General features: G+C 66.9%; 21 protein-coding genes and 1 riboswitch. Of the genes, 5 read left to right on the forward strand and 16 right to left on the reverse strand.

Annotated features, from left to right (window positions below):
* Positions 1-1,251: iron uptake transporter deferrochelatase/peroxidase subunit (gene efeB, locus E3T33_RS07630; protein ID WP_134575084.1), on the forward strand; the 1,251-nt coding region annotated here is incomplete at its 5' end.
* A 100-nt stretch (positions 1,252-1,351) separates the two neighbouring features.
* Here efeB and E3T33_RS07635 read toward each other — a convergent pair.
* The 3 genes from E3T33_RS07635 to E3T33_RS07645 form a co-directional block, all read right to left on the reverse strand.
* Entirely contained in the window at positions 1,352-1,786 is a 435-nt protein-coding gene (locus E3T33_RS07635) for a hypothetical protein (RefSeq protein ID WP_092321302.1), read from the reverse strand.
* A 105-nt stretch (positions 1,787-1,891) separates the two neighbouring features.
* A complete protein-coding gene (gene typA, locus E3T33_RS07640; protein ID WP_092321301.1) occupies positions 1,892-3,802 on the reverse strand; it encodes a translational GTPase TypA in 1,911 nt (636 codons plus the stop codon).
* A 5-nt stretch (positions 3,803-3,807) separates the two neighbouring features.
* The gene (locus E3T33_RS07645) at positions 3,808-5,490 is read right to left on the reverse strand and encodes an ABC transporter ATP-binding protein (RefSeq protein ID WP_092321300.1); all 1,683 of its coding nucleotides are present in this window, start codon (positions 5,488-5,490) and stop codon (positions 3,808-3,810) included.
* A gap of 115 nt (positions 5,491-5,605) precedes the next feature.
* On the opposite strand from E3T33_RS07645, the gene E3T33_RS07650 reads away from it, so the two are divergent.
* On the forward strand, positions 5,606-6,190 hold the full coding sequence (locus E3T33_RS07650) for a PH domain-containing protein (protein ID WP_166784440.1): 585 nt from the start codon (positions 5,606-5,608) through the stop codon (positions 6,188-6,190).
* Between the two features lie 44 nt (positions 6,191-6,234).
* Here the strand turns inward: E3T33_RS07650 and E3T33_RS07655 are convergent, their stop codons facing one another.
* The 7 genes from E3T33_RS07655 to E3T33_RS07685 form a co-directional block, all read right to left on the reverse strand.
* Complete coding sequence (locus E3T33_RS07655) at positions 6,235-7,299, reverse strand: ABC transporter permease (protein ID WP_134575086.1); 1,065 nt, start codon at positions 7,297-7,299, stop codon at positions 6,235-6,237.
* Positions 7,299-8,831: an ABC transporter permease gene (locus E3T33_RS07660; RefSeq protein ID WP_092321297.1), complete on the reverse strand. Its 1,533-nt coding sequence runs from the start codon at positions 8,829-8,831 to the stop codon at positions 7,299-7,301. The genes E3T33_RS07655 and E3T33_RS07660 overlap by 1 nt, the downstream gene beginning before the upstream one ends.
* 101 nt (positions 8,832-8,932) lie before the next feature.
* Positions 8,933-10,744, reverse strand: coding sequence for an ABC transporter family substrate-binding protein (locus tag E3T33_RS07665; protein WP_241982865.1), 1,812 nt, complete (start codon positions 10,742-10,744; stop codon positions 8,933-8,935).
* A gap of 334 nt (positions 10,745-11,078) precedes the next feature.
* Positions 11,079-12,854: an ABC transporter ATP-binding protein gene (locus E3T33_RS07670; RefSeq protein ID WP_134575087.1), complete on the reverse strand. Its 1,776-nt coding sequence runs from the start codon at positions 12,852-12,854 to the stop codon at positions 11,079-11,081.
* Entirely contained in the window at positions 12,851-13,798 is a 948-nt protein-coding gene (locus tag E3T33_RS07675; RefSeq protein WP_134575088.1) for an ABC transporter permease, read from the reverse strand. The genes E3T33_RS07670 and E3T33_RS07675 overlap by 4 nt, the downstream gene beginning before the upstream one ends.
* Entirely contained in the window at positions 13,788-14,717 is a 930-nt protein-coding gene (locus tag E3T33_RS07680; RefSeq protein WP_092321294.1) for an ABC transporter permease, read from the reverse strand. Before E3T33_RS07680 ends, E3T33_RS07675 begins: the two co-directional genes overlap by 11 nt.
* 126 nt (positions 14,718-14,843) lie before the next feature.
* A complete protein-coding gene (locus E3T33_RS07685; protein WP_134575089.1) occupies positions 14,844-16,460 on the reverse strand; it encodes an ABC transporter substrate-binding protein in 1,617 nt (538 codons plus the stop codon).
* A 226-nt stretch (positions 16,461-16,686) separates the two neighbouring features.
* Between E3T33_RS07685 and E3T33_RS07690 the strand changes: the two genes are divergently transcribed.
* Both E3T33_RS07690 and E3T33_RS07695 read left to right on the forward strand, forming a co-directional pair.
* The gene (locus E3T33_RS07690; protein ID WP_092321292.1) at positions 16,687-17,079 is read left to right on the forward strand and encodes a DUF393 domain-containing protein; all 393 of its coding nucleotides are present in this window, start codon (positions 16,687-16,689) and stop codon (positions 17,077-17,079) included.
* Positions 17,080-17,102: 23 nt separating this feature from the next.
* The gene (locus tag E3T33_RS07695) at positions 17,103-17,861 is read left to right on the forward strand and encodes a CPBP family intramembrane glutamic endopeptidase (RefSeq protein ID WP_241982866.1); all 759 of its coding nucleotides are present in this window, start codon (positions 17,103-17,105) and stop codon (positions 17,859-17,861) included.
* 82 nt (positions 17,862-17,943) lie between these two features.
* Here the strand turns inward: E3T33_RS07695 and gcvP are convergent, their stop codons facing one another.
* The 6 genes from gcvP to E3T33_RS07725 form a co-directional block, all read right to left on the reverse strand.
* Positions 17,944-20,829, reverse strand: coding sequence for an aminomethyl-transferring glycine dehydrogenase (gene gcvP / locus E3T33_RS07700; RefSeq protein ID WP_092321290.1), 2,886 nt, complete (start codon positions 20,827-20,829; stop codon positions 17,944-17,946).
* A gap of 80 nt (positions 20,830-20,909) precedes the next feature.
* The gene (gcvH, locus tag E3T33_RS07705; protein ID WP_092321289.1) at positions 20,910-21,281 is read right to left on the reverse strand and encodes a glycine cleavage system protein GcvH; all 372 of its coding nucleotides are present in this window, start codon (positions 21,279-21,281) and stop codon (positions 20,910-20,912) included.
* Positions 21,282-21,341: 60 nt separating this feature from the next.
* Positions 21,342-22,487 carry a glycine cleavage system aminomethyltransferase GcvT gene (gcvT, locus tag E3T33_RS07710; protein WP_241982867.1) on the reverse strand — a complete coding sequence of 382 codons (1,146 nt, stop codon included), beginning with the start codon at positions 22,485-22,487 and terminating at the stop codon, positions 21,342-21,344.
* Between the two features lie 176 nt (positions 22,488-22,663).
* A riboswitch (glycine riboswitch) is annotated at positions 22,664-22,761 on the reverse strand.
* Between the two features lie 316 nt (positions 22,762-23,077).
* Complete coding sequence (locus E3T33_RS07715) at positions 23,078-23,290, reverse strand: hypothetical protein (protein WP_092321288.1); 213 nt, start codon at positions 23,288-23,290, stop codon at positions 23,078-23,080.
* A gap of 229 nt (positions 23,291-23,519) precedes the next feature.
* Complete coding sequence (locus E3T33_RS07720; protein ID WP_092321287.1) at positions 23,520-25,184, reverse strand: ABC-F family ATP-binding cassette domain-containing protein; 1,665 nt, start codon at positions 25,182-25,184, stop codon at positions 23,520-23,522.
* Between the two features lie 12 nt (positions 25,185-25,196).
* Complete coding sequence (locus E3T33_RS07725; RefSeq protein WP_241982868.1) at positions 25,197-25,826, reverse strand: LON peptidase substrate-binding domain-containing protein; 630 nt, start codon at positions 25,824-25,826, stop codon at positions 25,197-25,199.
* A 172-nt stretch (positions 25,827-25,998) separates the two neighbouring features.
* Here E3T33_RS07725 and E3T33_RS07730 point away from each other — a divergent pair, with 172 nt between their 5' ends.
* On the forward strand, positions 25,999-26,355 hold the full coding sequence (locus E3T33_RS07730; protein ID WP_092321286.1) for a LysR family transcriptional regulator: 357 nt from the start codon (positions 25,999-26,001) through the stop codon (positions 26,353-26,355).
* The last annotated feature ends 14 nt before the right edge of the window (positions 26,356-26,369 follow it).

Here is a 26,369-nt window from a genome sequence, read left to right on the forward strand (position 1 = left end):
CGCGGCCTGTCCCGCCGCGGACTGCTCGGCCTGGCCGGAGCCGGCATCGCCGGGCTCGGGCTGGGGGTCGCCGGTGACCGCACGGTCATCGCAGCGACCGGGGGCGCCGGCACGGCGGCCGGCTACCCGTTCTACGCCCGGCACCAGGCCGGCATTGTCACCCCTGCCCAGGACCGCCTGCACTTCGCGTCCTTCGACCTCAGCCCGGGCACCAGCCGCGCGGACCTGATCGCACTTCTGCGTGACTGGACCGTCGCGGCGGCGGCCATGACCGCAGGCCGGGACGTCGGAGAGTTCGGCGCCGTCGACGGGCCCTACGACGCGCCCCCGGAAGACACCGGGGAGGCGCTCGGCCTGGAGCCCGCGGGCCTGACGATCACCTTCGGCTTCGGGCCGACCCTGTTCGAGGCGAAGGATGGCACCGACCGCTTCGGCCTCGCCTCCCAGCGCCCCGCCGACCTCGTCGATCTCCCGCACTTCCCCGGCGACATGCTCGAGGAGGGCCAGGGCGGCGGCGACCTCTGTATCCAGGCCTGCGCGAACGACCCCCAGGTGGCCGTGCACGCGGTGCGCAACCTGTCCCGGATAGCGTTCGGCAAGGCGGCCATCCGCTGGTCACAGCTGGGCTTCGGGCGCACCTCGTCCACCAGCACGAGCCAGGCCACCCCGCGAAACCTGTTCGGGTTCAAGGACGGCACAGCGAACATCAAGGCCGAGGAACCCGCGGCGGTGGACGAGCAGGTCTGGGTGCAGTCCGGGGACGGCCCCGCCTGGCTGGCCGGGGGCTCCTACCTGGTGACCCGGCGCATCCGGATGACGATCGAGACCTGGGACCGCACGATCCTGCGCGAACAGGAGGCGATCATCGGCCGCAGCAAGGGCGAGGGCGCCCCACTGTCGGGCGGATCGGAGTTCACCGAGCCCGACTTCGACAAAGCCGGCCCGGACGACGCCCCACTGATCGACAAGGCCGCCCACGTGCGGCTCGCGCATCCGTCCCGGAACGAGGGGCGCAGGATGCTGCGCCGGGGGTACAACTTCGTCGACGGCAACGACGAACTCGGCCGGCTCGATGCCGGCCTGTTCTTCATCAGTTTCCAGCGGTCGCCGGAGCAGTTCTCCGCGGTGCAGCTGAGCCTGGCCAGGAACGACGCGATGAACGAATACACCCGGCACGTCGGGTCGGCGCTCTTCGCCGTGCCGCCCGGCGCCCGGGACGGCGCATACATCGGGCAGGCCCTCTTCGCCTGACCCGGCGCCCGTCAGGTTGAGTTACGGAGAAAGTACCCTCAATCCGAAAACGAAGGTACTTTCTCCGCAACTCAGCGCGTAGCGGCGCCCGCGGGGCGGATTAGCCCGGGCTGACCGTGTAGAGCAGGCCGTCGGAGTTGCTGGCGACGACGACGGTATAGGTGTCGTTCTTCATCGCGACGACGCTGGCGTCGCCGGCCGAGACGCGCGTGTCACCGACGAAGCCGGCATCCTCGAGCGTCTTCCTGGCCTCTTCGAGGGGGTCGGTGGCGTCGGACTTCACCGTCACGACCCAGCCGTCCTTGTTGTCGCCGGCGCCGCGGGCGCCGAAGAGGAGTTCCCCGTCAATGACGGCGACCTCGTCCGGCCAGCCCGTGGGCAGCTTCCCGCCGAGGCTGACGTCCCCGCCGGTCGCGCCCTGGACGGCGCCGTTGACGGCGCCTTCGGCCGAGCAGCCGGTGAGCAGCGGAACGCCCGCTACGGCGATGACGATGGCGAGCGAGACGCTCAGGCTCTGCCTGCTGATGGTCTTCATGGTTCTGCTTTCCTCATACAAAATGGCGCGAACCCGCAGTTGTGCAGGCTAAATCGACGATTTAGCGCGCACAACTGCGGGTTCGCGGATGGGGCAGGGGGGTGCCTAGTTGGCGTCCTGCTTCTTCAGGCGTGACGTCTGGCGCTGGCGGGCGGATGCCGCGAGCTCGACCTTGCGGATGCGCACCATGGCGGGCGTGACCTCGACGCACTCGTCCTCGCGGGCGAACTCGAGGCACTCCTCGAGGGTCAGCTGCTTGGACGGGGTCATCGACTCGAACGTGTCGGAGGTGGACTGACGCATGTTGGTCAGCTTCTTCTCCTTGGTGATGTTCACGTCCATGTCGTCGGCGCGCGAGTTCTCGCCGATCACCATGCCCTCGTAGACCTCTTCGGTCGGGTTGACGAAGAATGACATCCGCTCCTGCAGCGCGATGATCGCGAACGGGGTGACCACACCGGAACGGTCGGCGACGATCGATCCGTTGCTGCGGGTGACGATGGTTCCGGCCCACTCCTCGTAGCCGTGGAAGATCGCGTTGGCGATTCCGGTGCCGCGGGTGTCGGTGAGGAACTGGGTGCGGAAGCCGATCAGGCCGCGGGACGGAACGATGAACTCCATCCGAACCCAGCCGGTGCCGTGGTTGGCCATGTTGTCCATGCGGCCCTTGCGCGCGGCGAGGAGCTGTGTGATCGCACCGAGGTACTCTTCCGGCGAGTCGATGGTGAGGTGCTCGTACGGCTCGTGGATCTTGCCGTCGACGCGCTTGACAACCACCTGCGGCTTGCCGACGGTGAGCTCGAAGCCCTCGCGGCGCATCTGCTCGACCAGGATGGCGAGGGCGAGTTCTCCTCGGCCCTGCACCTCCCAGGCGTCGGGGCGTCCGATGTCGACGACCTTGAGCGAGACGTTACCGACGAGCTCGCGGTCGAGGCGGTCCTTGACCATGCGCGCGGTGAGCTTGTGGCCCTTGACCTTGCCCATGAGCGGCGAGGTGTTGGTTCCGATGGTCATCGAGATGGCCGGCTGGTCGACCGTGATGGTCGGCAGCGGGCGAACGTCATCCGGGTCGGCCAGGGTCTCACCGATGGTGATGTCGGCGAAACCGGCGACGGCGACGATGTCGCCGGGGCCGGCGCTCTCGGTCGGGTAGCGGTCGAGAGCCTTGGTGATCAGCAGCTCGGTCACCTTGACGTTCGCCACGGTGCCGTCGGACTTTACCCAGGCCACGGTCTGGCCCTTCTTGATCGTGCCGTTGAAGATACGCAGCAGGGCGAGGCGGCCGAGGAACGGGCTGGCGTCGAGGTTGGTGACGTGCGCCTGAAGCGGGTGCTCGTCATCGTACTGGGGCGCCGGGATGTGCTTGAGGATGGCTTCGAACAAAGGCTCGAGGTCATCGTTGTCGGGCAGCTGGCCGTTCTCGGGCTTGTTGCTGCTCGCCGCGCCGTTACGTCCGGAGGCGTAGACGACGGGAACGTCGAGGATCGCGTCGAGGTCGAGGTCGGGCACGTCGTCGGCCATGTCGCTGGCGAGGCCGATCAACAGGTCCTGGCTCTCGGCCACGACCTCGTCGATGCGCGCGTCGGGGCGGTCGGTCTTGTTGACCAGCAGGATGACGGGCAGGTGAGCCTCGAGCGCCTTGCGGAGCACGAAACGGGTCTGCGGCAGCGGGCCCTCGCTCGCGTCGACGAGCAGGACGACGCCGTCAACCATCGACAACCCGCGCTCCACCTCGCCACCGAAGTCGGCGTGGCCGGGGGTGTCGATCACGTTGATCGTGATCGGACCGTCGGTCGCGTGCAGCCCCTTGTAGGACACCGCGGTGTTCTTCGCGAGGATCGTGATGCCCTTTTCGCGCTCGAGCTCATTCGAGTCCATCGCGCGTTCTTCCACATGGGAGTGGTCTGCGAAGGAGTTCGTCTGCTTGAGCATCGCGTCCACCAGCGTTGTCTTGCCGTGGTCAACGTGGGCAACGATTGCAACGTTCCGGAGGTTATTGCGCGTGGCAATCGCCATAAGTTCTATTCCTTGTTTTGTCGTTTCGCAATCTGGCGAGCCTCGCGGCGAGCTCGTTGCTCGGCGGGGTCAGGCACAGGCACGGCGCTGATTAGGCGCTGGGTATAAGGGTCCTTGGGGGCACGAAGAATCTGGTCGCTAGTCCCCTGTTCGACTAGTTTACCCTTATGCATCACCGCAATGCGGTGCGACAGCGCATCGACGACCGCCAGGTCGTGGCTGATGAACAGGCAGGCGAAGCCCAAACGGCCCTGCAGCTCCTGCAAAAGCTCGAGGAATCGAGCCTGAACTGACACGTCCAGGGCGCTGGTCGGCTCGTCGGCGACGAGCAGATCGGGGTGCAGGGCGAGCGCCCTGGCGATGCCGACGCGCTGCTTCTGGCCGCCGGAGAGTTCGTGCGGGAACCGGTTGCGGTAGCTCGTGGGCAGTTCGACCTGCTCGAGCAGGGTCTGCACCCGCTTGTCGAGATCGGCACCCCTGGCCTCCCGCGACAGGTAGAGCGGCTCCCCGATCGACTCGCCGATGGGCATCCGTGGGTTCAGCGACGATGCCGGATCCTGGAAGACGATGCCCGCTTTGCGGCGAAGGGGGCGAAGGTCGCGCATGCCGGCCTTCGAGATGTCGATGCCGCACGAAATGAGGGTCCCCTCGCGGATCGGCAGCAGTCCGACGGCCGCGCGGCCCAGGGTGGTCTTGCCCGACCCTGACTCCCCCACGAGGCCGACGATCTCGCCCGGGAAGACCTGGAAGTTGATCTCGTCCGCGGCACGGAAGGCCGGGATCCGCCCACGCTTGGGGTACTCGATCGCCACGTTCTGAAAGTCGAGCACCGGCTTCGCGTCCACAGCGCGGAAGGCCTGCGGGCGCTCGGTGAGCTCGATGCCTTGGCCGAGGTGCGGGACCGCCGCGAGCAGCTGCTTGGTGTACGGATGCTGCGGCCGGTTGAAGATGTCGTCGATGACGCCGGACTCCACCGTGATCCCGTCTTTCATCACCATCACCCGGTCGGCGAGGTCGGCGACGACACCCATGTCGTGGGTGATCAGGATGATGGCGCTGTCGAGCCGCTTGTGCAGGTTGCGGAGCAGGTCGAGGATTTCCGCCTGGACCGTCACGTCGAGCGCCGTGGTCGGCTCGTCGGCGATGAGCAGGACCGGGTCGCAGGAAATCGACTGGGCGATCATGGCCCGCTGACGCTGTCCGCCCGACAACTGGTGCGGGTACTTGTTGAAGGACTCCGACGGGTTCGGCATCTCAACCATGGTGAGGAGCTCGATCGCGCGCTCCTTCGCCTCGTGCGGGGAGAGGTCGAAGTGCGAGCGCAGGGCTTCGGTGATCTGGAAACCAACCGTGTAGACCGGGTTCAGGGCCGTCATCGGCTCCTGGAAGATCGTCGCGATCGCGTTGCCGCGCACCTTGCGCAGCTCCGCCTCGGGGATGCCCCGCAACTGCTTTCCGAGCAGGGTGATCGAGCCGGTGACACGCGCGTTCGACGGCAGCAGGCCGAGCAGCGCCATGGTCCCCGTGCTCTTGCCGGAGCCGGACTCGCCCACGATCGCGAGGACTTCGCCGCGGCGCACCTCATAGTTCATGTCGATGGCGGCCGGGTACAGCTCGCCCTCTACCCAGAAGTCGACGTCGAGGTCCTTCACTTCGAGCACGATCTCGGGGAGGGTGTCGAAAACCATGTCGTCGCTCAGTGCGACGGTCGCTGGATCAGTCATTGCTTGCCATCCTGTCTGGGTGAAGCGGGCTATCTGCGAAACTAAGGGTGTGCTGACAGAGTCGTTCCAATTTCACCCCATGTTCGGGCGTGTCCTCGCCGCGGTGATCGTCGTGTTGTGCCTGATCGGGCTGGCCGGCCTCGCCGTTGCCGGCGACTGGGCCAACCTTCTCCGCACGGTCTGGCCGCTGGCCTTCTTCAGCGCCCTGGCGATCGCCGTGTTCTGGCGTCCCCGGATCCTGATCGACGATCACGGCGTCACGGTCGTCAACGTGCTGCGCACGTTCGAGGTGCCGTGGCCCGCGATCCTGCGCATCGACACCCGGTTCAGCCTGACCCTGTTCACTCCCGAACGGAAGATCCCGGTCTGGGCCGCGCCGAGCCCAGGCATCCGCGGAGCAGTTGCGATTGAGAGGGCCGATGTGCGGAACCTGGGCGAGACCGCCTACGGGCCGGGCCGCAGCGTGCGCCCCGGCGATTCGGTGAGCACCGCCTCCGGCCAGGTAGCCTTCGTGCTGCGCCGGCGCTGGGAAGCGCTGCGCGATGCCGGCCACCTGGACAGCGGGGTCGTTGAACCCGGATCGCTGAAGGTCACCGTGCACTGGGCCACCATTGCCGTGCTCGGCGGGCTTCTCGCGGGTACCGTGGCCGGCATGGTCGTGTAGCTGCACTGCCTGGAGCAGCGCCGCCTGGAGCACCGGGGCCACCGCTAGACCGAGACGCGCTTGTCGCGGGCCCGGCGGACGGCCGCCCGGGCGAGCGCACGAGGCGACGGCATCTTCTTCTGGCGGGGATCGAACGCATCGCGCAGGCCGTCCCCGATGAAGTTGACGCTCAGCGCAATGACGATGATGAACACACCCGGCCACCAGAACAGCCACGGCCTGGTCGCGAACGCGGCCTGGTTCTCGGCGACGATCAACCCGAGCGATGTGTCGGGCGACTTGACGCCGAAGCCGAGGAAGCTGAGCGCCGTCTCGCCGAGGATCGCACCCGCCATGAGCAGCGTCGCGCTGACGATGATCACGCCGACGGCGTTGGGCAGGATGTGCTTGAAGATGATCCGCTTGTCGCTGGCCCCGGAGACCCGGGCCGCATCGATGAACTCGCGCTCACGAAGCGAGAGGAACTCGCCGCGCACGAGGCGGGCCAGCCCGGTCCAGGCGAACAGACCGAGCATCAGCCCGAGGACGGCTGCTCCGAGCGACCCGGTGGAGCGTCCGATCACGGCGCCGATCACGATGAACGGGATCGTGATGATCACGTCGGTGAAGCGCATCAGCAGCGAGTCAGACCAGCCTCGGTAGAAGCCGGCCAGCGAACCGATGAACACGCCCACCATGGTGCCGACCGAACCGACGAGCACCATGATCATGATCGACTGCTGCGCACCGCGCATGACCAGCGCGAAGATGTCGTGCCCGACGACGTCCTGGCCGAACGGGTGAGGTCCGATGCCGAAGCCCGGCCCCGGAATCAGGTTCAGCGTCGGAATACCGCGGTTGACCAGGGGCGGGGTTTCCCGCCAATGCCAGGGCCACCACCCGGTGGTGCTCAGACCCCAGAGGTGGAGCCCGACGGAGGTGTAGGCGAGCACGATGACGAAGGCCAGCATGAAGATCGAGATGACGGCGCCACGGTGACGGAAGAACCGCTTGCGAACGATCTGCCCCTGGCTGAGGCCGATGGTTTCGCGCTGCTCGATCGTGGATTCGTCGCGTTCGGGTTCACCCTCGTGCGGAGGATCCTGGAGGGCCAGGTTGAGGTCGACCATTATGACACCCTGATTCTCGGGTCGAGGGAAGCGTACAAGAGGTCCGCGACGAGGTTGAAGATCACGGTCAGCAGACCGGTGACCACAAAGAACGCCATCACCGGGTTGGGGTCGACGTTTTGGAGCCCCTTCTGGAAGAGCTGGCCCATTCCGCTCCAGCCGAAGACGAACTCGGTGATCACGGCGCCGCCGATCAGCGCTCCGATGTCGAGCGCGATGATCGTGGCAATCGGGATGAGCGCGTTCCGGAGGGCGTGGCGAACGACGACCGTGCGCTGGGTGAGTCCCTTGGAGCGCGCGGTGCGGATGTAGTCCTGGTTCATCACCTCGAGCATGCTCGACCGCGTGTACCGGGTGAGCCCGGCGAAGGAGATCAGGATGATCGCGATCGTGGGCAGCAGCAGGTGGGTGAAGGTGTCAATCCCCTGCACCCAGAAGTTGCCGCCGAGGTTCGGCGTCGCCGAACCGAAGGTCGCGATCGGCCGCCCGTTGATCCTGGTCGAGTTGAAGTAGTCACTCCAATAGAACAGGTGGCCCTCGAGCGCGATGACCGCGCTGATGATGACCGACACAATGGCCGAGGTGCGAGCGGACTGCCACCGGTCTCGTCCGCCCAGAAAATACCCGATCGCGCCGCCGACCACGACGGAGAGTACCGCGAGGCCGAGGAAGAGCGGCAAGGTCATGAACCGGAAGACATACCAGGTCATCGGGTAGTAGAGCGCGATGCCCACGGCCGCCGTGACCAGCGAACCGCGCAGCGCGTTCCTGTTCTTCAACCCGACCGAGATGGCCGTGACGCCCAGGGCCGCGGCAACAGCCGTGAGGACCACGCCGACGATGCCGATGCTGGGGGTGCTGAACCAGCCGGTCAGGTTGAGGTAGGCCAGGAGCGCGCCCGTTGACACGGTGGCGACGGCGAGTGTGGTCAGCCGTTTCCTGCCGGTGCCGCCGAGAACAGACATCCAGAGCAGGCCCGAGACTATCGATATCCCGATCAGAACCGCTATCCCGATGCTGGGCTCAGCCAGCCAGTCATTGAATCCGATGGCGATGTACTGCTTGAGCAGTACGGCCACCCAGAAGATCGGGAGCGAGAAGAAGAGGAAGGAAGCGAACGTGATGGAGTAGTCGTATCCGCTGTACTGGCGCAGGGCGGTGGTGATTCCGACCGCGAGGCCGACGACAATCGCGATCAGCTGGGCGGAGACGACCAACTGCAGTGTTGATCCCATCGCCTGCTGGAGCAGCACGTTGACCGGCAGGCCCTGCACGTTGACGCCGAAGTCACACTGGCCGACGAAGCATTGCGCGATGCCGCCGAGCCAGATGAAGTACCGGAAGAAGGGGGGAACGTCGAGGTTGAGAAGCCTGGTGCGGGCCTCCATCAGCTCGAGCTTGTTCGGAGCGCTGCTTTCCCGCAGCTCCTTGAGCGGGTCGCCCGACATTGAGACGAGGATGTACATCAGGAATGTCGCGGCGAGGAGTACGAAAACTGCGGCGATCAGGCGCCGGGTTACGAATGAGGCCATGAGCGGTGGCGACCAGCCAATCTATGAGGATCTGGCAGTGGGCGCCGGGACCTTTCGGTCCCGACGCCCACCGGATTTCAGTGGAAGCGGGGGCTCAAGCCCTACTTCTTGGCTGCAACCTTCCAGTCCCAGATGTTCCAGAAGATGGTCGGCGACAGGATCGACGGGTCAACGCCGTCGATCTTGTTGTTGTATGCCGTGACACCGGGGAACTGGAAGACGGTGACGCCGTAGTAGCTGTCCCAGATGAGCTTGTCGAGCTGCTTCTGCAGTTCGATCTGCTTCTCCGGGTCGAACTCGCCGTTCAGCTTCTTGATGACCTTGTCAGCCTCGGCGTTCGAGAAGAACGTCATGTTGTTGATGCCGCCCGTCTCGAAAGTCGGGCCGGAGCTGGTCACGCCGAGGCTCGTGGACTGCCAGCCGAACAGCGAGGCGTCGTAGGCACCGGGGGTACCGAGGAGGCCACCCCAGTTCTCGTTGCCACAGTCTTCAACGACGAAGCCGGCAAGTGCCGCCGACGTCTGGATCAGCTGGAACTCGTTGACGCGGCGCGGGTTGGTCGAGCTGTAGAGGAAGCAGACCTTGGGGCTGGTCACGCCGGCCTCGGCGAGCAGCGCCTTGGCGCCCTCGACGTCAACCTCGGCGTATGCGGCCGAACCGTTGGCCTTGACGGAGTCGTCATAGCCTTCGGCGCCGGGGACGAAGATCTGCGAGTCACGCAGCGTGGCGTCCTCGCCGACGATCGGCTTGATCAGCTTGTCGATGATCTCCTGGCGCGGGATGACCTTCATGAAGGCCTCGCGCACCTTCGGGTCGCTGAACGTGCCGTTCTTCGACTTGTCGATCTGAAGGTCGATGTGCTCGTACGTGCCCTCGGCACCCTTGATCACCGTGACGTTCTTGACGCCGTCGAGGGCGGTCGTGATGTCAGCGGTCGCCTGGGGCGAGATGACGTCGACGTCGCCGTTCTGGAGCGCCTGCACTGCGGCCAGCGGGTCGCCGATGAAGCGGATGGTGACCTCTTCGATCGTCGGCTTGTGGGCGCCGGTGTAGTCGGGGTTGGCCTTGAGGGTGATGAACTGGTCGGCCTTGAACGACGAGATCGTGTACGGGCCGGTGCTCAGGTACAGGTCAGGGTCCTTGGGCAGCTCGGTGAAGTTGAAGCCCGAGTTCCAGAAGCTGGACAGCGAGGCCAGCGACTTGTCGTCCTTGTCCTGGATGGCCTTGATGACGGCATCCTTGGCCTTCTTGTTGTCCGTCAGGTCGAGGGCGTTCTTGCCGACAACGTGAGCCGGAAGAGCGCTCGGGAAAGCGAGCTCCCAGTCCACGTACGGGGTTTCGTACACCATCGTGATGGAGCGGCCGTCATCGCCGATCTTCGGCACGTCGTGCACCAGGCCGAGGCCGGAGTCGGGCGTTGCGCCGGAGTCGAAGAAGACGATGTCCTTCGGGAAGGCGTCGGTGAACTCGCCCGTGTCAGGGTCGGTGAACTCTGCCGGGTCGAAGTCCGGGGTGTCGAGCGAGCGCGAGTTGGCGGCCCAGTTGAGCAGCATGTCGGCGGCGTCGACGGCGGTGCCGTCAGACCACTTGACGCCATCCTTGATGGTGTACTTGACGGTCAGCGGGTCTTCGGAGACCTTCTCGTACGAGCCGAACTCGGTGTTCTTCACGAGCTTGGGCTCGTTGTCGTACAGGTTGAACCAGTCCATCGTCATGTAGATGATGTTGGCGTTCGCCGTGGCGTTGCCGAACGAGGTCATGCCGTTATACGAATAAAACGGCTGGTTCCACGCGACGTTGACCGACGTGCCCTTGTCGAGTCCGGATTCGGCCGTGGGGGCCGCGCATCCTGACATGACGAGAGCGACGACGCCAACGGCAGCAACTGCTGCCCCGATGCGTCTGATTCTCATTGTTCCTCCTGTGCAATGTGTGCAAGCGGCAGGGACTCCGTGCGGGCCTCGACGCCGTGCTGGTTGCTACTGACCCTAGAGAGGTCGACGCGCCCACCGCGCGCGACACGGGAAAACGTTACACATTGGTAATCAGGAGCCACGAAGATCTCATTTTCCGCACGAAAATTGCGTGGCCAACCGGACATATTGACCAGAAAGTGCGCTAGGGCCCCCGAAAGGGAGACTTCCGCCGTTAACGAATTCGACGGAGACTCCGTGCCGCGGCGCTCACATGAGCCTCACAGCATCCCTTTCGGGCAGAATCTCCGTCGAATTGGCGGAACGGGTTAGGTCAGCGACCGAACTCGAAGTTGCCGCCGGGGATGGCGGAGAGCAGTTCCTGCGTGTACAGCTCGCGGGGGTTGTCGAACACCTCGTCCGTTGTCGCGGCCTCGACGATCTGCCCCTTCTTCATGACGCAGACATTGTCCGCGACCAGCCGCACGACCGCGAGGTCGTGGGTGATGAAGAGGTAGGTCAGGTCCAGCTCGGCCTGCAGCTCGGTCAGCAGGTTCAGGATCTGGCCCTGCACGAGCACGTCGAGGGCCGAAACGGCCTCGTCGAGCACGAGCACGTCCGGCTTGAGCGCGAGCGCCCTGGCGACGGCGATGCGCTGCCGCTGACCGCCGGAGAGCTCGCTCGGATACCGGAATCGCGTGGACGACGGCAGCGACACCTGGTCGAGCAGTTCCAGCACGCGGGCCTGCCGTTCCCTGGCCGTGCCCACCTTGTGCGCGAGCAGCGGCTCGGCGATCGTGTTGCCCACGTTGTACTGCGGGTCCAGCGAGCCGTACGGGTCCTGGAAGACCGGCTGCACGCGGCGACGGAACTTCAGCAGCTCCGCGCCCTTGAGGCCGGCGACATCCTGGCCGTCGAACTCGATCCTGCCCTTGGTGATTCCCTCGAGCTGCAGGATGAGCTTGGCCACCGTTGATTTGCCGGAGCCGGACTCCCCCACGATGGCCGTGGTGGTGCCCTTCTTGACGCCGAAGGAGACATCGTTCACGGCGAGCAGTTCGTCGCTGCGGAACCCGCCCTTGCGGATGCGGTAGACCTTGGTGACGCCCTGCACGGAGATGAGGTCCCGGTCGGGAGCCGCGTTCTCACGCTTCGTCGCCCGTGCGATCAAGCCGGTGTCGAGCGATCCCTCTGAGTAGATCTTCTCGGCATCCGCCTGGGGGTTCTTCTTCGCCTGGATCCGCCGGGAGGCCAGGCTCGGCGCCGCTGCGACGAGCCGCTGGGTGTACGGGTGCCGGGGGTTGGCGAGGATCTCCCTGGAGGGCCCCGATTCGACGACCTTGCCCTTGTACATCACGACGAGCTGCTCGGCCCGCTCCGCGGCCAGGCCGAGGTCGTGGGTGATGAACAGCACCGAGGTGCCGTAGTCACGGGTCAGCGTGCCCAGGTGATCGAGGATCTGCCGCTGCACCGTCACGTCGAGGGCCGAGGTCGGCTCGTCGGCGATGAGGAGCTTCGGTCTGGCCGACAGGCCGATTCCGATGAGCACGCGCTGACGCATGCCCCCGGAGAACTGGTGCGGATACTGCTTGAGCCGGTCGGCAGCGTCACTCAGGCCGGCCTCCTGCAGCACCTCGATGGTGCGCTTCCTGACCTCCCTCTTGCCCTGGGCGACGTTGTTGGCCTTGATGGCTTCCTCGACCTGGTACCCGATGTTCCAGACCGGGTTGAGGTTGGACATCGGGTCCTGCGGGACGTAGCCGATCAGGCGGCCGCGAACATCCTGAATCTCCTTCGCCGACAGTTTCGTCAGGTCGCGGCCCTCGAAGAGGATCTCCCCGGCCGTGACCTTTCCCGTGCCGGCGAGCAGGTTGATGATGGCCTGCGCGGTCGTGGTCTTGCCGGAGCCGGACTCACCCACGATCGCCAGGGTCTGGCCCTCGTACAGGGTGAGGCTGACGCCGCGCACGGCGGGGACGAGCCCGTGCTGGGTCTGGAAGCCGACCTCGAGGTCACGGATCTGCAGCAGCGGTTGCCGGGATGCCGAATCCGTCGTCGTCGGGGACGCTGGAAGGGTCTGGAACACGTCGTCGTTCGCTATCTGGGTCATCGTCGGGCCCTCGCAGCCGGGTCGAGTGCGTCGCGGAGAACGTCGCCGAGCATAAGGAAGGAAAGCACGGTGATCGACAGGGCCGCCGCGGGATACAACAGAACCTGTGGACTCGTACGGATGGACGTCTGGGCCTGACCGATGTCATTGCCCCAGGACATGACGTCCGAGCCCAGGCCGATCCCCAGGAACGACAGCGTCGCCTCGGCCACGATGAACGTTCCCAGCGACACCGTCGCGATGACGATGACCGGCGCGAGCGAGTTCGGGATCACGTGGCGCAGCAGGATCTTGGAGTTCGACACTCCCAGGGCGATCGAGGCGGTCACGTAGTCGGAGTTCCGCGCCGACAGCACGGCGCCACGCATGATGCGGGCGATCTGCGGCCAGGCGAAGATCGAGAGCACGACCGCGATCGTCACCGGGGTGCGCACCGGCAGGACCGACATCAGCACGATGGCACCGAGCACGGTGGGAACGGCGAAGAAGATGTCGCCGATGCGGGACACGAAGGCGTCCAGAAGTCCGCCGTAGAACCCGGCCAGGGCGCCGATGATGACTCCGAAGAGCGTCACCAGCATGGTCGCCAGCAGTCCTACGGTGATCGAAGCCTGTGTTCCGAAGACGATCCTCGAGTAGACGTCACAGCCCTGGCGCGTGAAGCCGAGGGGATGTCCGGCCGCGGGTCCGTCGTTGCTGTTTCCCAGGTCGCAGGCGTCAGGTGCGGTCTGGGCGAACAGGCTCGGGAACAGTGCCACGACCACGATCAGCAGGATCAGCACGGAGGAGATCCAGAACGAGGGCCGACGACGCATCGAGTCCCAGGCATCCGCCCAGGTGCTGCGCGCCTTCTGCGATTCGTCGAGGCGGTCGACCGCGGCGACGGGAGTGTCCTCCAGTTCCGCGACGTAGTGGGTCTGCCCACTCGGGCTATTACTTGGCATAACGAATCCTTGGGTCAAGGGCTGCGTACAGCAGGTCGACGAGCAGGTTGGCCAGCACGAAGATGACGACCATCACGGCGATGAACGACACCACTGTCGGGCCCTCACCGAGCTTGATCGCCTTGTAGACGGTGCCACCGACACCGTTGATGTTGAAGATGCCCTCCGTGACGATCGCGCCGACCATCAGCGAACCCAGGTCGACGCCGAGGAAGGTGACGACGGGAACCAGCGAGTTGCGCAGCACGTGCACGGTGACGACGCGCGGTCGGGACAGCCCCTTCGCTGTCGCGGTGCGCACGAAGTCTGCATTGAGGTTGTCCGACACGCTGGCGCGGGTGAGCCGCACGATGTAGGCGAACGACACGGATGCCAGCACGAGAGCCGGCAGGATCAGCTCGTTCAGCGGCGCCTCTCCGCTCACCGTTGTGCGGGCCCAGCCGAGCTGCACGCCGAAGACGAACTGCAGCACGAAGCCGATGACGAAGGTCGGGACCGAGATCAGCAGCAGGCTGACCACGAGCGCGCTTGCATCGAACAGCTTGCCTTTGCGCAGGCCGGCGATGAGTCCGACGAGGACTCCCGCGAACGCCTCGAAGATCAGCGCGAGCATGGCGAGCCGGGCGGTGACCGGGAAGGCCGACGCCATGACCTCGGAGACCGGACGGCCCGAGTAGGTCGTGCCGAGATCGCCCTGGAAGAAGCCGACCATGTAGTGGAAGTACTGCACCAGCAGCGGCTGGTCGAGGTAATACTGGGCGCGGATCTGGGCGATCACGCCGGGGGAAGGCGTGCGGTCTCCGTAGAGAGCGGCGATGGGGTCTCCGGGGAGGGAGAACACCATGAAGTAGATGAGGAACGTGGCGCCGAAAAACACCGGGATCATCTGGAGCAGGCGCTTGCCCGTGTACCAGAGCATCAGGTTCCCTCGTTGGAACAAATGGGCATAACAGTCGCAATCACTGGGTGAGTCTGGTCAGTGCAATGCCCGGGGCGGTCAAGCGACCCCCCCGGGCATTCCACTGTGATGGATAACGTGCGGGTGTTACTTCTTGGTGATGTCGGTGTACATCGGGACGGAGTCCCAGCCGAAGACAACGTTGTCGACGGTCTCAGCCCACACACCGGTGACGTTCGAGTACCAGAGCGGGAGCGTCGGGAGGTCCTTCAGCAGGACTTCCTGTGCTTCCTGGTACTTTGCGGTGGCTTCCTCGACGGACGATGCGGCTGCACCCTCCTTGAGGAGCCCGTCGAACTCCTTGCTGCTGTAGCCTTCCTTGTTCGAGCCGGCACCGGTCTGGTACAGCGGAGCGAGGAAGTTGAACAGCGACGGGTAGTCCGCCTGCCATCCGGCGCGCGTGGCACCGGTCAGCTTCTTGGCGTCACGGTCGTCCAGTGCTGCGGCGAACGTGGGGTACGCCTTGCCGACGGCCTTGATGCCCAGCGTGTTCTTGATGCTGTTGGCAACAGCGTCAACCCAGGCCTGGTGGCCACCGTCGGAGTTGTAGGCGATGTCGAAGGTACCGGTGTACGGCGCGATTGCGTCGGCCTCGGCCCACAGCTTCTTGGCTTCCTTCTTGTTGTACTCGAGAACGTCGGCGCCCTTGAGCTTGTCCGAGTAGCCGTCGATGACCGGCGACGTGAAGTCGGTGGCCGGCGTGCGGGTTCCCTGGAAGATCACGTCGGTGATCTCATCACGGTTGATCGACATGGAGATGGCCGCGCGGCGAAGCTCGCCTTCCTTGCCACTCCAGTGCTCGAGGTAGTACGGCATGTTGAGCGCCTGGAAGACCGCGGCCGGCTGGTTCACCGAACGCTCCGGGAAGTCGGACTCGTAGGTCTCGAACGCGGCGTCCGGAATTGCATCCAGAACGTCGAGGTTTCCACCCTGGACATCCGCGTAGGCGGCATCCTGCGAGTCGTAGAAGACGATGCTCAGGCCGCCGTTGGCGGGCTTGCGCACGCCGTCGTAGGCCGGGTTGGTGACGAGGTCGATCTTGACGTCATGCTCCCAGGCGCCTTCGCCCTTGAGCATGTACGGGCCGTTGCCGATCGGGTTCTCGCCGAAGGCCGCCATGTCCTCGAACGCGACCTCGGGCAGCGGCGAGTAGGCCGAGTAGCCCAGGCGCAGCGGCCAGTCGGCCTCGGGCGCGACGAGCTCGACCGTGAAGGTCTTCTCGTCGACGACCTTGAGGCCGGTCAGTTCGGAGTCGGCGTCGTAGCTGAAGCCGGCGATGTCGTCGAAGAAGTAGGAGGAGCCCTGCGCGTTGCTGAAGAGCGCGCCGTAGTTCCAGGCGTCAACGAACGACTTGGCGGTGACGGGCTCGTCGTTGCTGAACTTCCAGCCGTCCTCGAGCGTGACGGTCCAGTTCTGGGCGTCATCGGACTCGATCGACTTGGCGACCTCGTTCTCGAGCTCGCCCTTCGCCGTGTAGGACACCAGTCCGGCGAACACCGAGGTGACAACCTTGCCGCCGCCGGTCTCGGCGGTGTTGGTGGGGATCAGCGGGTTCTGCGGTTCGGACCCGTTCGTGGTGATGATGGCCTTCGAGTCGCCCTTGGGGGCTGCGGCCTTTTCCGTGCCGGCAGCACAGCCCGAGAGCGTAAGCGCTCCCACGGCGGCGAGAGAAATGGCAACAATGCCAAGTCTGTTGATCTTCAATTTTCCTCCAGTGCAAAAGTGGGCGCGTTCCTCGGCTTGTGGCCGGCGAAACGCGCGCGATAAACAAAGACCCTAGGTCGAGGGCGTCGATAGCGCAAAACCTGAGGGGAACCGTTACCGATGAGCAACCTGCGAGGTCGATAGCTGCAGGGATTGATCTTTATGCGCATCATTCCCGCGGCTAACTGTGCGTTCAGTGGGAACGCCGGGGTGAGATGATGGAGCCATGGCGAGCCTTCCTGGTGCGAAAACGACGGTTCTGATCTTCGACGGGGACTGTGCCTTCTGCACGAGCGCCGTGCTCTGGCTGGGCCGCGTGCTGCCGGCCAGGCCGCCTGTCGAGCCGTACCAGTGGACGGATCTTGCCGCCTACGGCCTCACCGCTGCCGACGGCCGGTCACGGGTCTGGCTCGTCACCGGCGGGCGACGTTACGGCGGCGCCGCGGCCGTGGCCGCCCTGCTGCGCCACCAGCCGAACCCGGTGCTCCGGATGATCGGCTGGATCGGCACCCTTCCGCCGCTGTCCTGGCTCGCCGAGCTCGGCTACCGGCTCGTCGCCCGGTACCGCCACCGGCTGCCCGGTGGCACTCCCGCCTGCAGGATGCCGGCCGAAACATGAGCCTTCCCGATCTCCGTCCCCTCATGAGCGGAACCCGGCTGGCCTGGGAAGTTGCGATCGTGCTCGGGCTCTCTCTCGGGGCATCCGCAGTGTATTCGGTGGTCGCGATCGTTGCCAGGCTCACGAGGGGCAAGCCGCTCTCAGAGCAGTCGGCGGCGCTGAACGCCTCCCAGTCGGAGCGCGAGTGGCTCGACTTCACCTATCAATTCCTGGGCATCTTCTTCCAGCTGTTCGCCGTAGCCCTGGTGCTCTACCTGCTCTGGCTGCCCGGGAAGAGCGCGTTCGGCCGGATCGGCTTCGACCTCAGCCAACCGGGGCGCGACCTCTCCCGCGGAGTCGGCCTGGTTGTGGTGATCGGCTTTCCGGGCCTGGCCTTCTACCTTCTCGGTCGCGCCCTGGGGCTCACGGTCGCCGTGACAACCAACCCGCTCGACACCTACTGGTGGACCATTCCGATCCTCGTCTTCGCCGCGCTGGGCGCCGCGCTCTCCGAGGAACTCATCGTGGTCGGCTACCTGTTCACCCGCCTGCGCGAGTTCGGCTGGTCGACGTGGACGGTCATCCTGTCATCCGCCGTGCTGCGGGGCACCTACCACCTGTACCAGGGAGTCGGGCCGTTCTTCGGCAACGTCGCCATGGGCGTGCTCTTCGGCTGGTGCTACACCCGCTGGGGACGCACGATGCCGTTGGTCGTTGCCCACTGGATCCTGGACATCGTCTCGTTCGTCGGCTATCCCCTCGCGCTCGCCTGGTGGCCCGCCCTGGTCGCTCCCGCCGCCTAGCCCCCACCGCGAAACCGCAGTTGTGCGCGCTAAAACGACGTTTTAGCGCGCACAACTGCGGTTTCGCGGGAGGGGGAAGGGGCTACTCGAAGGCTTCGGGCGGCGGGCAGGCGCAGACGAGGTTGCGGTCGCCGAACGCGTTGTCGATGCGGCGCACCGGCGCCCAGTACTTGTTGCGGATGAGCGAACGCAGCGGGTAGACCGCGGTCGCGCGGTCGTAGGCGTGCTCCCACTCCCCCTCGATGACCGACTGCGCGGTGTGCGGCGCGTTGCACAGCGGGTTGTCGTCGGCGGGCCAGGTTCCGGCGGCGACGGCATCCGCTTCGGCCTTGATCGCGATCATCGCTTCGATGAACCGGTCGATCTCGCCCAGGTCCTCGCTCTCGGTGGGCTCGATCATGAGCGTTCCCGAGACCGGGAAGCTCATCGTCGGCGCGTGGAAGCCGTAGTCGACGAGGCGCTTGGCCACGTCGTCGACGGTCACCCCGGTCGCCGCGGTGAGCGGGCGGAGGTCGAGGATGCACTCGTGCGCGACCAGGCCGTTGTCGCCCGAGTACAGCACCGGGTAGTGCGCTTCCAGGCTCTTCGCCACGTAGTTGGCGGCGAGCACTGCGGCCCCCGTGGCCTGCTTGAGTCCGTCCATGCCCATCATGCGCACGTACGCCCAGGTGATCGGCAGGATGCTCGGGCTGCCGTACGGCGCGGCGGAGACCGGGCCGCCCTCGTGCCGAACGCTGCCGCCGAGCAGGTAGTGGTCCTCGCTCTGGGCGAGCGGGTGCCCGGGCAGGAACGGCGCGAGGTGCGCCTTGGCCGCGACCGGGCCGACGCCCGGTCCGCCGCCACCGTGCGGGATGCAGAACGTCTTGTGCAGGTTGAGGTGCGACACGTCGCCGCCGAAGTCGCCGAAGCGGGCGAAGCCGAGCAGGGCGTTGAGGTTGGCGCCGTCGACGTAGACCTGGCCGCCCGCGTCGTGCACGGCCTGGCAGATCGCGCCCACCTCGTGCTCGTACACGCCGTGCGTGGACGGGTAGGTGATCATCAGCGCGGAAAGGTTCTCGGCGTGCTCCGCGATCTTGGCGCGCAGGTCGTCCAGGTCGACGTTGCCGAGGTCGTCACAGGCCACGACGACGACCTTCATGCCCGCCAGCACGGCGGATGCCGCGTTCGTGCCGTGCGCGCTGGAGGGGATCAGGCAGACGGTGCGCTGCGCATCGCCGTTGGCGAGGTGGAACCCGCGGATGGCGAGCAGGCCGGCCAGTTCGCCCTGGCTGCCCGCGTTGGGCTGCAGCGACACGGAGTCGTAGCCGGTGACATCCGTCAGCCACGTTTCCAGCTGGTGGATCAGGGCCAGGTAGCCTTCGACGTCAGCGCGCGGCGCGAAGGGGTGGATGCCACCGAACTCGGGCCAGCTGACGGCCTCCATCTCGGTGGCCGCGTTGAGCTTCATCGTGCAGGAGCCGAGCGGGATCATGCCCCGGTCGAGCGCGTAGTCGTAGTCGGCGAGGCGCTTGAGGTAGCGCATCATGCTCGTCTCCGAGCGGTGAGTGTTGAACACGGCGTGGGTGAGGTACTCGCTCGTGCGACCGAGGCCGGCCGGGAGCCCCTCGGTCACGGCGGAGAAGTCCACGTGGCCGAACGCGTCGCGGCCGCCGAAGGCGCCGACGACGTTGGAAAGGTCGGAGGGCGTCGTCGTCTCGTCGACGGACACCCCCACGGTGTCGGCGTCGACGAGGTGCAGGTTGACGCCGGCTCCGGCGGCGCGCGCCACAACCTCGGCGGCGCGGGCGGGAACGGAGACCCGGACGGTGTCGAAGAACGAGTCACCCTGCACGTCGGCCCCGGCGGCGCGGAGCGCGGCGACCAGGCGGCCGGCGCGGTCGTGCACCTCGGTCGCGATCGCCTTGAGTCCGCCCGGACCGTGGTAGACGGCGTACATGCCGGCCATGACCGCGAGCAGCACCTGGGCGGTGCAGATGTTCGACGTGGCCTTGTCCCGGCGGATGTGCTGCTCGCGCACCTGCAGCGACAGGCGGTAGGCGGGGTGGCCGGCCGCGTCGACGCTGACGCCGACGAGACGGCCGGGGAGCTGGCGTTCGAGGCCCTTGCGCACGGCCATGTAGCCCGCGTGCGGACCGCCGAAGCCCATCGGCACGCCGAAGCGCTGGCTGGTGCCGACGGCGACGTCCGCGCCGAGCTCGCCCGGTGAGGTGACCAGGGTGAGCGCGAGCAGGTCGGCCGCGACGACGGCGAGGCCGCCCTGCGCCTGCGAGGCGGCGATGACGCCGGCCGGGTTCCAGACCCGACCGGATGCGCCGGGGTACTGCACGAAGGCGCCGAAGTGCTCGCCGAGGTCGCCGGCTGCCGTGGCCTCGTCGAGGTCGATGACGGCGAGCTCGATGCCCAGCGCGTGGGCGCGGCTGGCGAGGAGCGCCTGAGTCTGCGGCAGGGCATCCGAGTCGACGACGAACCGGGCCGACTTTGATTTCGAGGCCCGGCGGGCGAGGAGCATGCCCTCCACGACGGCCGTCGATTCGTCGAGCATCGACGCGTTGGCGGTGTTCAGCCCGGTCAGGTCGGCGACCATGGTCTGGAAGTTGATCAGCGCTTCCAGCCGGCCCTGGGAGATCTCGGGCTGGTAGGGCGTGTAGGCCGTGTACCAGCTCGGGTTCTCCAGGATGTTCCGCTTGATCACCGCGGGGGTGATCGTGTCGTAATAGCCCAGCCCGATCATCGACCGCTTGACCGTGTTCTGGTCGGCCAGGGCGCGGAGCTCCAGGATGGCCTCGCGCTCCGTGGCGGCCGGCGGCAGCACGCTGTCGTCGGCCTGGCGGAACTGGTCCACGTGGATCGACGGCGGGATCGCGGAGTCCACGAGCGACTCGACCGAGTCGTAGCCGAGGGCGGCGAGCATGTGGGACTGCGCCGCCGCATCCGTTCCGATGTGACGCTGGGTGAAGGGCTGTGACATGTGTGCTTGAACCTGCGCGTTCTGGTTGTGTGGCTGGTCGCCGGGGGAAACGGGTGCTGGGTGGGGCCTGTTAGCCGGTGCTACTCGCCGACGAGGGCGGAGTACTCGGCGTAGCTGAGGAAACTGGGCAGCTCGGTGAAGGAGACCTTGATCAGCCAGCCCTCTCCGAACGGGTCGCTGTTGACGAGCTCCGGGCTGTCGACGACGGCGTCGTTGATCTCGGTGACGGTGCCGTTGATCGGAGCGAAGAGCTCGCCGACCGACTTGGTCGACTCGATCTCGCCGACGACGGTGCCGCTCGCGACGTCGCTGCCGACGGCGGGCAGCTCGACGAAGACGACGTCGCCGAGCTTCTCCGCGGCGTACGCGGTGATGCCGATGGTCGCCGTGTCGCCGTCGACCAGCACCCACTCGTGCTCGGCCGTGTACTGCAATTCAGACTTGTCTGCCATGGGAATTCCTCTCGCGGGGGTGGATGCTGCTGTGCGCACTGCTGGTGGAGCTGGTGCTGACTACTTCTGACGCTTGTAGAACGGGAGCGAGGTGACGGTGGCCGGGATCCGGCTCCCCCGCACGTCGACGAAGACTTCGGTGCCCAGCCGGGCCAGGGCCGGCGCCACGTAGGCCATGGCGATGGGGTAGCCGAGGGTCGGCGACAGGGCGCCGCTGGTGATGACGCCGGATGCCTCGGTCGCGTCGGTGCTCGGGAAGATCTCGTAGTCTGCGCGACCGGCTCGCTTGCCCGCCGAGACGAGTCCGACCAGCACGCGCGCGTCGGCGCTGGGGCCTTCCTCGCTCGCGGCACGGCCGATGAAGTCGGTCTCCTTGGCGAGGCTGACCACGCGGCCGAGGCCCGCCTGGGCCGGGTAGGTCGACGTGTTCAGCTCGTGGCCGTAGAGCGGCATGCCCGCTTCGAGGCGGAGGGTGTCGCGGCTGGCCAGGCCCGCCGGGACGAGGCCGTGGGCCTTGCCGGCAACGACGAGGGCGTCCCAGAGGGCTGCGGCATCGGGCACGTCAACGTACAGCTCGAAGCCGTCTTCGCCGGTGTACCCGGTGCGGGCGATCAACACGGTGCCGTCTCGGTAGGTGCCGCCGAGGGCCCGGTAGTACTTGAGCGCCGCCAGGTCGCCGTCGACCGCGAGGCCCTCCGTTGCTTCCAGAATGGCGCGAGAGTCGGGTCCCTGCACTGCGATCAGTGCGACGTCGTCGCTCCGGTCGAGGACGGACACGTCGAAGCGGGCGGACCGCGCGGAGAGCGCCTCGAAGGCCTGCAAACGGTTGCCGGCGTTGGCGACGACGAGGTACTCGTTTTCGTTCGTGCGGTAGACGACGATGTCGTCGATGATGCCGCCGGCTTCGTTCAGGATGAGGCTGTACTTGGCCTGCAGCAGGTCGATCGCGGAGAGCTTGCCGGCGAGGGCGTAGTCGAGGAAGGCCCCGGCGTCGGGCCCGGCGACGACGATCTCGGCCATGTGCGAGAGGTCGAAGATTCCTGCTGCGCTGCGCACGGCGTGGTGCTCGGCGAGGTCGCTCGAGTAGCGGACCGGCATCTGCCAGCCGGCGAAATCGGTGAAGCTGGCACCGGCGTCGACGTGAGCCTGGTGCAGCGGGGAGTACCGGGTGCGCGTGGCGGGGGCTGACATGTCTGCCGAGGTCATGAGTTCTCCAGATTGGTCGGCCGCATGGCCGAGCGATTATCGCTGGGGTCGACGATGACCCCAGCTGGGAACTCCCCCTCTGTCATCCGGCCTGAGAGCTTCGTCGCACCTCGAGCGGGGTGTGACTTTCACCGTGGGCGAGCCGCGTATGTGCCGCGGCTACTTTTCAGAGTGGCCAGTTCGATGCGGTACGCGTACCTGAGAGATTGTCGGGGAGGATTGCTCCTTCGGTGTTCGCGCGCCTGGCGACGTCGAACTCTTCCGCATCGACCGTGTTGGCCCGGTATTCGGTTGTGGCTTGTGCGGTCCCAGCCTACCGCTCGCCGGGCGCATGCTCGTGTCATGACGGCATCCACAGCTCCGGTTCCCCGGGCCGGCCTCTATAAAAACGGGTCTGTGCAGTCGTGCGGCTTCGAACTGGACACCGAACTCCACGATCGTGGCAGTGGTTTCGCCAGGACGGTTCGCTGATGCGATCGGGCGAGTTCGACCGCGGTCAACAGGTGGGCGCCTGGCGCAGCTGGGACCGCGCGGGACGCCTGGTCAAGGAAACGATCCTTCCGGCGAATCCCGACACATAACGGAACGGGCTACTGGTATTCCTGGCACGGGTAGCACCACCAGCCGCTGGCCCCGACCGGGGCCATCGCGTGGAAACAGCCGACGCACGGCGGGGCCGAGTGCAATTCCCCGCCGGCGGGGATCTCGCTGTCGTCGAGAAGCCTCAGGGGCGGAAAGGCCTGCGCGTACTCGGTTCGGTGCGGGGCGCCCTCGTCGTCGAAGCGCAATTCGGTGTAGCTCATGCCGGCTCTCGCTCTCGTTGTGAGTGGGGGTGACCATTCCTGAGCCCTGCATCAGGACGATCATTCTTCCCAATCCTAGAGAGAATGTATGCGCTGTCAATGGTGAGAGGAATCTTGCAGTCCGGACGAAAACCTGACGCAAAATCAGGAAACCGGTCTTTCATCGGGCCGTGCGTGACGTCGGCGGTGCCGAGCATGTGTTGCGGTTCCGGATGGGCGACAGTCGGCGCTACGACTCGCTCAGGCGGCCCGCCTCGACGCTCCAGCGGCGGTCGATGCTGACGTTTTCGAGCATCCGACGGTCGTGAGTGACCAGTAGCAGCGTGCCCTCGTAGGAGGCGAGGGCCTGTTCGAGCTGCTCGATGGCGGCCAGGTCGAGGTGGTTCGTGGGTTCGTCGAGGACCAGCAGGTTGACGCCCCGCGCCTGCAGCAGGGCCAGCGCGGCGCGGGTGCGCTCCCCCGGCGACAGCTCGTCGACGGGGCGATTGACGTGGTCGGCCTTCAGCCCGAACTTGGCCAGCAGCGTGCGGGCCTCGGCCGAGGACAGGTCGGGCACGAGGCCCTCGAAGGTCTCCGCGAGCGGCCGGGCCCCGGCGAGAAGGGTGCGGGCCTGGTCGATCTCGCCGATCGCGACGTTGGCGCCGAGACTCGCGGTGCCTTCGTCCGGCACCTGCCGGCCGAGGAGGGCGCGCAGCAGGGTCGACTTGCCCGCCCCGTTGGGGCCGGTGATCCCGATGCGCTCCCCCGCGTTGACCTGCACCGTCACGGGGCCGAGGGTGAAGCCGCCCTGGCGCAGCACGGCGTGGCCGAGGGTGGAAACCACGGCACTCGAGCGAGGGGCCGCGCCGATGGTGAACTCCAGCTGCCATTCCTTGCGCGGCTCGTCGACCTCCTCCAGCCGGGCGATGCGGCTTTCCATCTGGCGCACCTTCTGCGCTTGCTTCTCACTGGACTCGGCGGATGCCTTGCGTCGGATCTTGTCGTTGTCCGGCGCCTTCTTCATGGCATTCCGAACGCCCTGGCTGGACCATTCCCGCTGGGTCCGCGCCCGGCCGACGAGGTCGGCCTTCTTCTCGGCGAACTCGTCGTAGTGCTCCCGTTTGTGACGGCGCTCGGTTTCACGCTCCGCCAGGTAGGAGTCGTACCCGCCGCCGAACAGCCGATTCGCACCCTGGGCCAGGTCGAGTTCGAGCACGCGGGTCACGCAGCGGGCCAGGAACTCGCGGTCGTGGCTGACGAGCACGACGCCGCCACGGAGTCCGCGCACGAAGGCCTCGAGCCGCTCGAGCCCGTCGAGGTCGAGGTCGTTGGTCGGCTCGTCGAGCAGAACGATGTCGAATCGGGAGAGCAGCAGGGCGGCGAGGCCGACGCGGGCGGCCTGTCCGCCGGACAGCGACGTCATCAGGGCGTCCGCGGCGAGGTGCCCTCCCAGTTCCAGCCCGAGTTCGGCGAGCACGATCGGCAGCCGCTCGTCGAGGTCCGCGGCGCCGCTGGCGAGCCAGCGATCGAGGGCGCTCGAGTACACATCGGCGGGGTCGGGGGCGTCGGCTCGCGGGTCGGCGTCGCCGAGGGCGGAGGCCGCCGCGTTCATCTCGAGTGTGGCTGCGGCGCATCCGGTGCGGCGGGCGATGTAGCCGGCAATGCTCTCGCCGGCGACGCGTTCGTGCTCCTGCGGCAGCCAGCCGATGAACGCATCGGCCGGGGAGAGGCTGACCGTGCCCGCCTGCGGTTCGAGGATTCGGCCGAGCAGCCGGAGCAGGGTGGATTTGCCGGACCCGTTGACACCGACGACGCCCACCACATCGCCGGGGGCGACCGTGAGGTCGAGGGACTCAAAGAGCGTGCGGTGCGCGTACCCGCCGGCCAGGCCCTTGGCCACGAGTGTTGCGGTCATCCTCCAATGTTCTCACTGGTCGTCGTCCTCCTCCGGCCACTCGTCCGGAAAGGCCTCGCCCAGCGCGGCGGTGTATTCGATCACCGAATCGAGGAGCTGCTCCATCGTCGCCGAGCGCAGCAGCGAGACCTGGTCCAGGGGACCCAGTGGAGCGATCCCCGCGAGCTGCCATGCGGCCGCGGCCGGGTCGCCGGAGAGCTCAACGTCCGGAGGCCACAGCTGGTCGCTGAACTCGCTCGCCCTGGCCAGGGCGCGCCGCACCTCCCGCTCGGCGCGTTCCCGCAGCGGCAGCAGCCGATCGTCCCAGACGAGCTCGGCCAGCTCCTGCACCTCGGCCTGGGGGTACGGATCTTCCTCCAGCCAGTCGATCACCTCGAACCGGCGCCCGCCCTGCGCGACCAGGCCGACGAATCCTTCCGGCGCCACCATCTGCACGATCCGGGCCAGGGTTCCGTGGCGGAACCGTTGTTCCCCGCCGCCCGTTTCCTGGCCCCGTTCGATCAGGACGACGCCGAACTCGGCCGGGTCCGATTCGAGGATCCGGGACAACATGACCAGGTAACGGTCCTCGAACACGCGCAGCTGCAGCGGCATATGCGGAAACAGCACGGATCCCAGCGGGAACATCGGCAGCGTGGTCACCTGCCCAGCGAACCACGCTCGAGCCGGAACTCCAAGGGCTGGAACTGCACGGGCTGGAACTCCACGGGCTGGAACTCCACGGGCCGGAGCCAGCACGCTTCGCGGGCGGCCGCCGCGGCGCGTACCCTGAGGAGTCGACCGCGAATCCCGCGGGCTTTACGAAAGGCGCTCCGTGGACATCTCCCTACTCCGGCTCTTCGTCGCCGCCGCCGAGGAGAAGCACTTCGCTCGCGCCGCGGAGACCCTCGATGTCTCGCGGATGACGGTGAGCGCGTCGGTCCGGGCGCTGGAAGCCGAACTCGGCTATCCCCTCTTCGACCGCACGGCGGAGACCACCACGCTCACCGACGAGGGTGTGGCGTTCCTGGCCACCGCCCGGCGGGAAATTGCCGCCGCCCCCGCCCCGGCGCCGGCCCAGGCGCCGCCGGTGCAGAAGGCCGGGGGCAAGGCGAAGGCGTCCAAGGGCAAGGGGCGCACGCCCGACGTCAAGGGCCAGACCCGCCCCGGGAAGCGCCGCCAGTCGCGCTAGCAGCCGGCCGCCGG

It is taken from the genome of Cryobacterium sp. TMT1-2-1 (assembly GCF_004403955.1).
Lineage (GTDB): Bacteria > Actinomycetota > Actinomycetes > Actinomycetales > Microbacteriaceae > Cryobacterium > Cryobacterium psychrotolerans.

Bases quoted from the DNA above. Each gene is read 5' to 3' on its own strand.
- E3T33_RS07645 (WP_092321300.1), bottom strand. From the start codon at position 5,490: ATGGTTTTCGACACCCTCCCCGAGATCGTGCTCGAAGTGAAGGACCTC.
- E3T33_RS07650 (WP_166784440.1), top strand. From the start codon at position 5,606: ATGTTCGGGCGTGTCCTCGCCGCGGTGATCGTCGTGTTGTGCCTGATC.
- E3T33_RS07635 (WP_092321302.1), bottom strand. From the start codon at position 1,786: ATGAAGACCATCAGCAGGCAGAGCCTGAGCGTCTCGCTCGCCATCGTC.
- gcvT (WP_241982867.1), bottom strand. From the start codon at position 22,487: ATGACCTCGGCAGACATGTCAGCCCCCGCCACGCGCACCCGGTACTCC.
- E3T33_RS07680 (WP_092321294.1), bottom strand. From the start codon at position 14,717: ATGCTCTGGTACACGGGCAAGCGCCTGCTCCAGATGATCCCGGTGTTT.
- E3T33_RS07660 (WP_092321297.1), bottom strand. From the start codon at position 8,831: ATGGCCTCATTCGTAACCCGGCGCCTGATCGCCGCAGTTTTCGTACTC.
- E3T33_RS07720 (WP_092321287.1), bottom strand. From the start codon at position 25,184: ATGACCGCAACACTCGTGGCCAAGGGCCTGGCCGGCGGGTACGCGCAC.
- E3T33_RS07665 (WP_241982865.1), bottom strand. From the start codon at position 10,744: ATGAGAATCAGACGCATCGGGGCAGCAGTTGCTGCCGTTGGCGTCGTC.
- typA (WP_092321301.1), bottom strand. From the start codon at position 3,802: ATGGCGATTGCCACGCGCAATAACCTCCGGAACGTTGCAATCGTTGCC.
- gcvH (WP_092321289.1), bottom strand. From the start codon at position 21,281: ATGGCAGACAAGTCTGAATTGCAGTACACGGCCGAGCACGAGTGGGTG.
- E3T33_RS07715 (WP_092321288.1), bottom strand. From the start codon at position 23,290: ATGAGCTACACCGAATTGCGCTTCGACGACGAGGGCGCCCCGCACCGA.
- E3T33_RS07695 (WP_241982866.1), top strand. From the start codon at position 17,103: ATGAGCGGAACCCGGCTGGCCTGGGAAGTTGCGATCGTGCTCGGGCTC.
- E3T33_RS07675 (WP_134575088.1), bottom strand. From the start codon at position 13,798: ATGCCAAGTAATAGCCCGAGTGGGCAGACCCACTACGTCGCGGAACTG.
- gcvP (WP_092321290.1), bottom strand. From the start codon at position 20,829: ATGTCACAGCCCTTCACCCAGCGTCACATCGGAACGGATGCGGCGGCG.
- E3T33_RS07690 (WP_092321292.1), top strand. From the start codon at position 16,687: ATGGCGAGCCTTCCTGGTGCGAAAACGACGGTTCTGATCTTCGACGGG.
- E3T33_RS07670 (WP_134575087.1), bottom strand. From the start codon at position 12,854: ATGACCCAGATAGCGAACGACGACGTGTTCCAGACCCTTCCAGCGTCC.
- E3T33_RS07655 (WP_134575086.1), bottom strand. From the start codon at position 7,299: ATGGTCGACCTCAACCTGGCCCTCCAGGATCCTCCGCACGAGGGTGAA.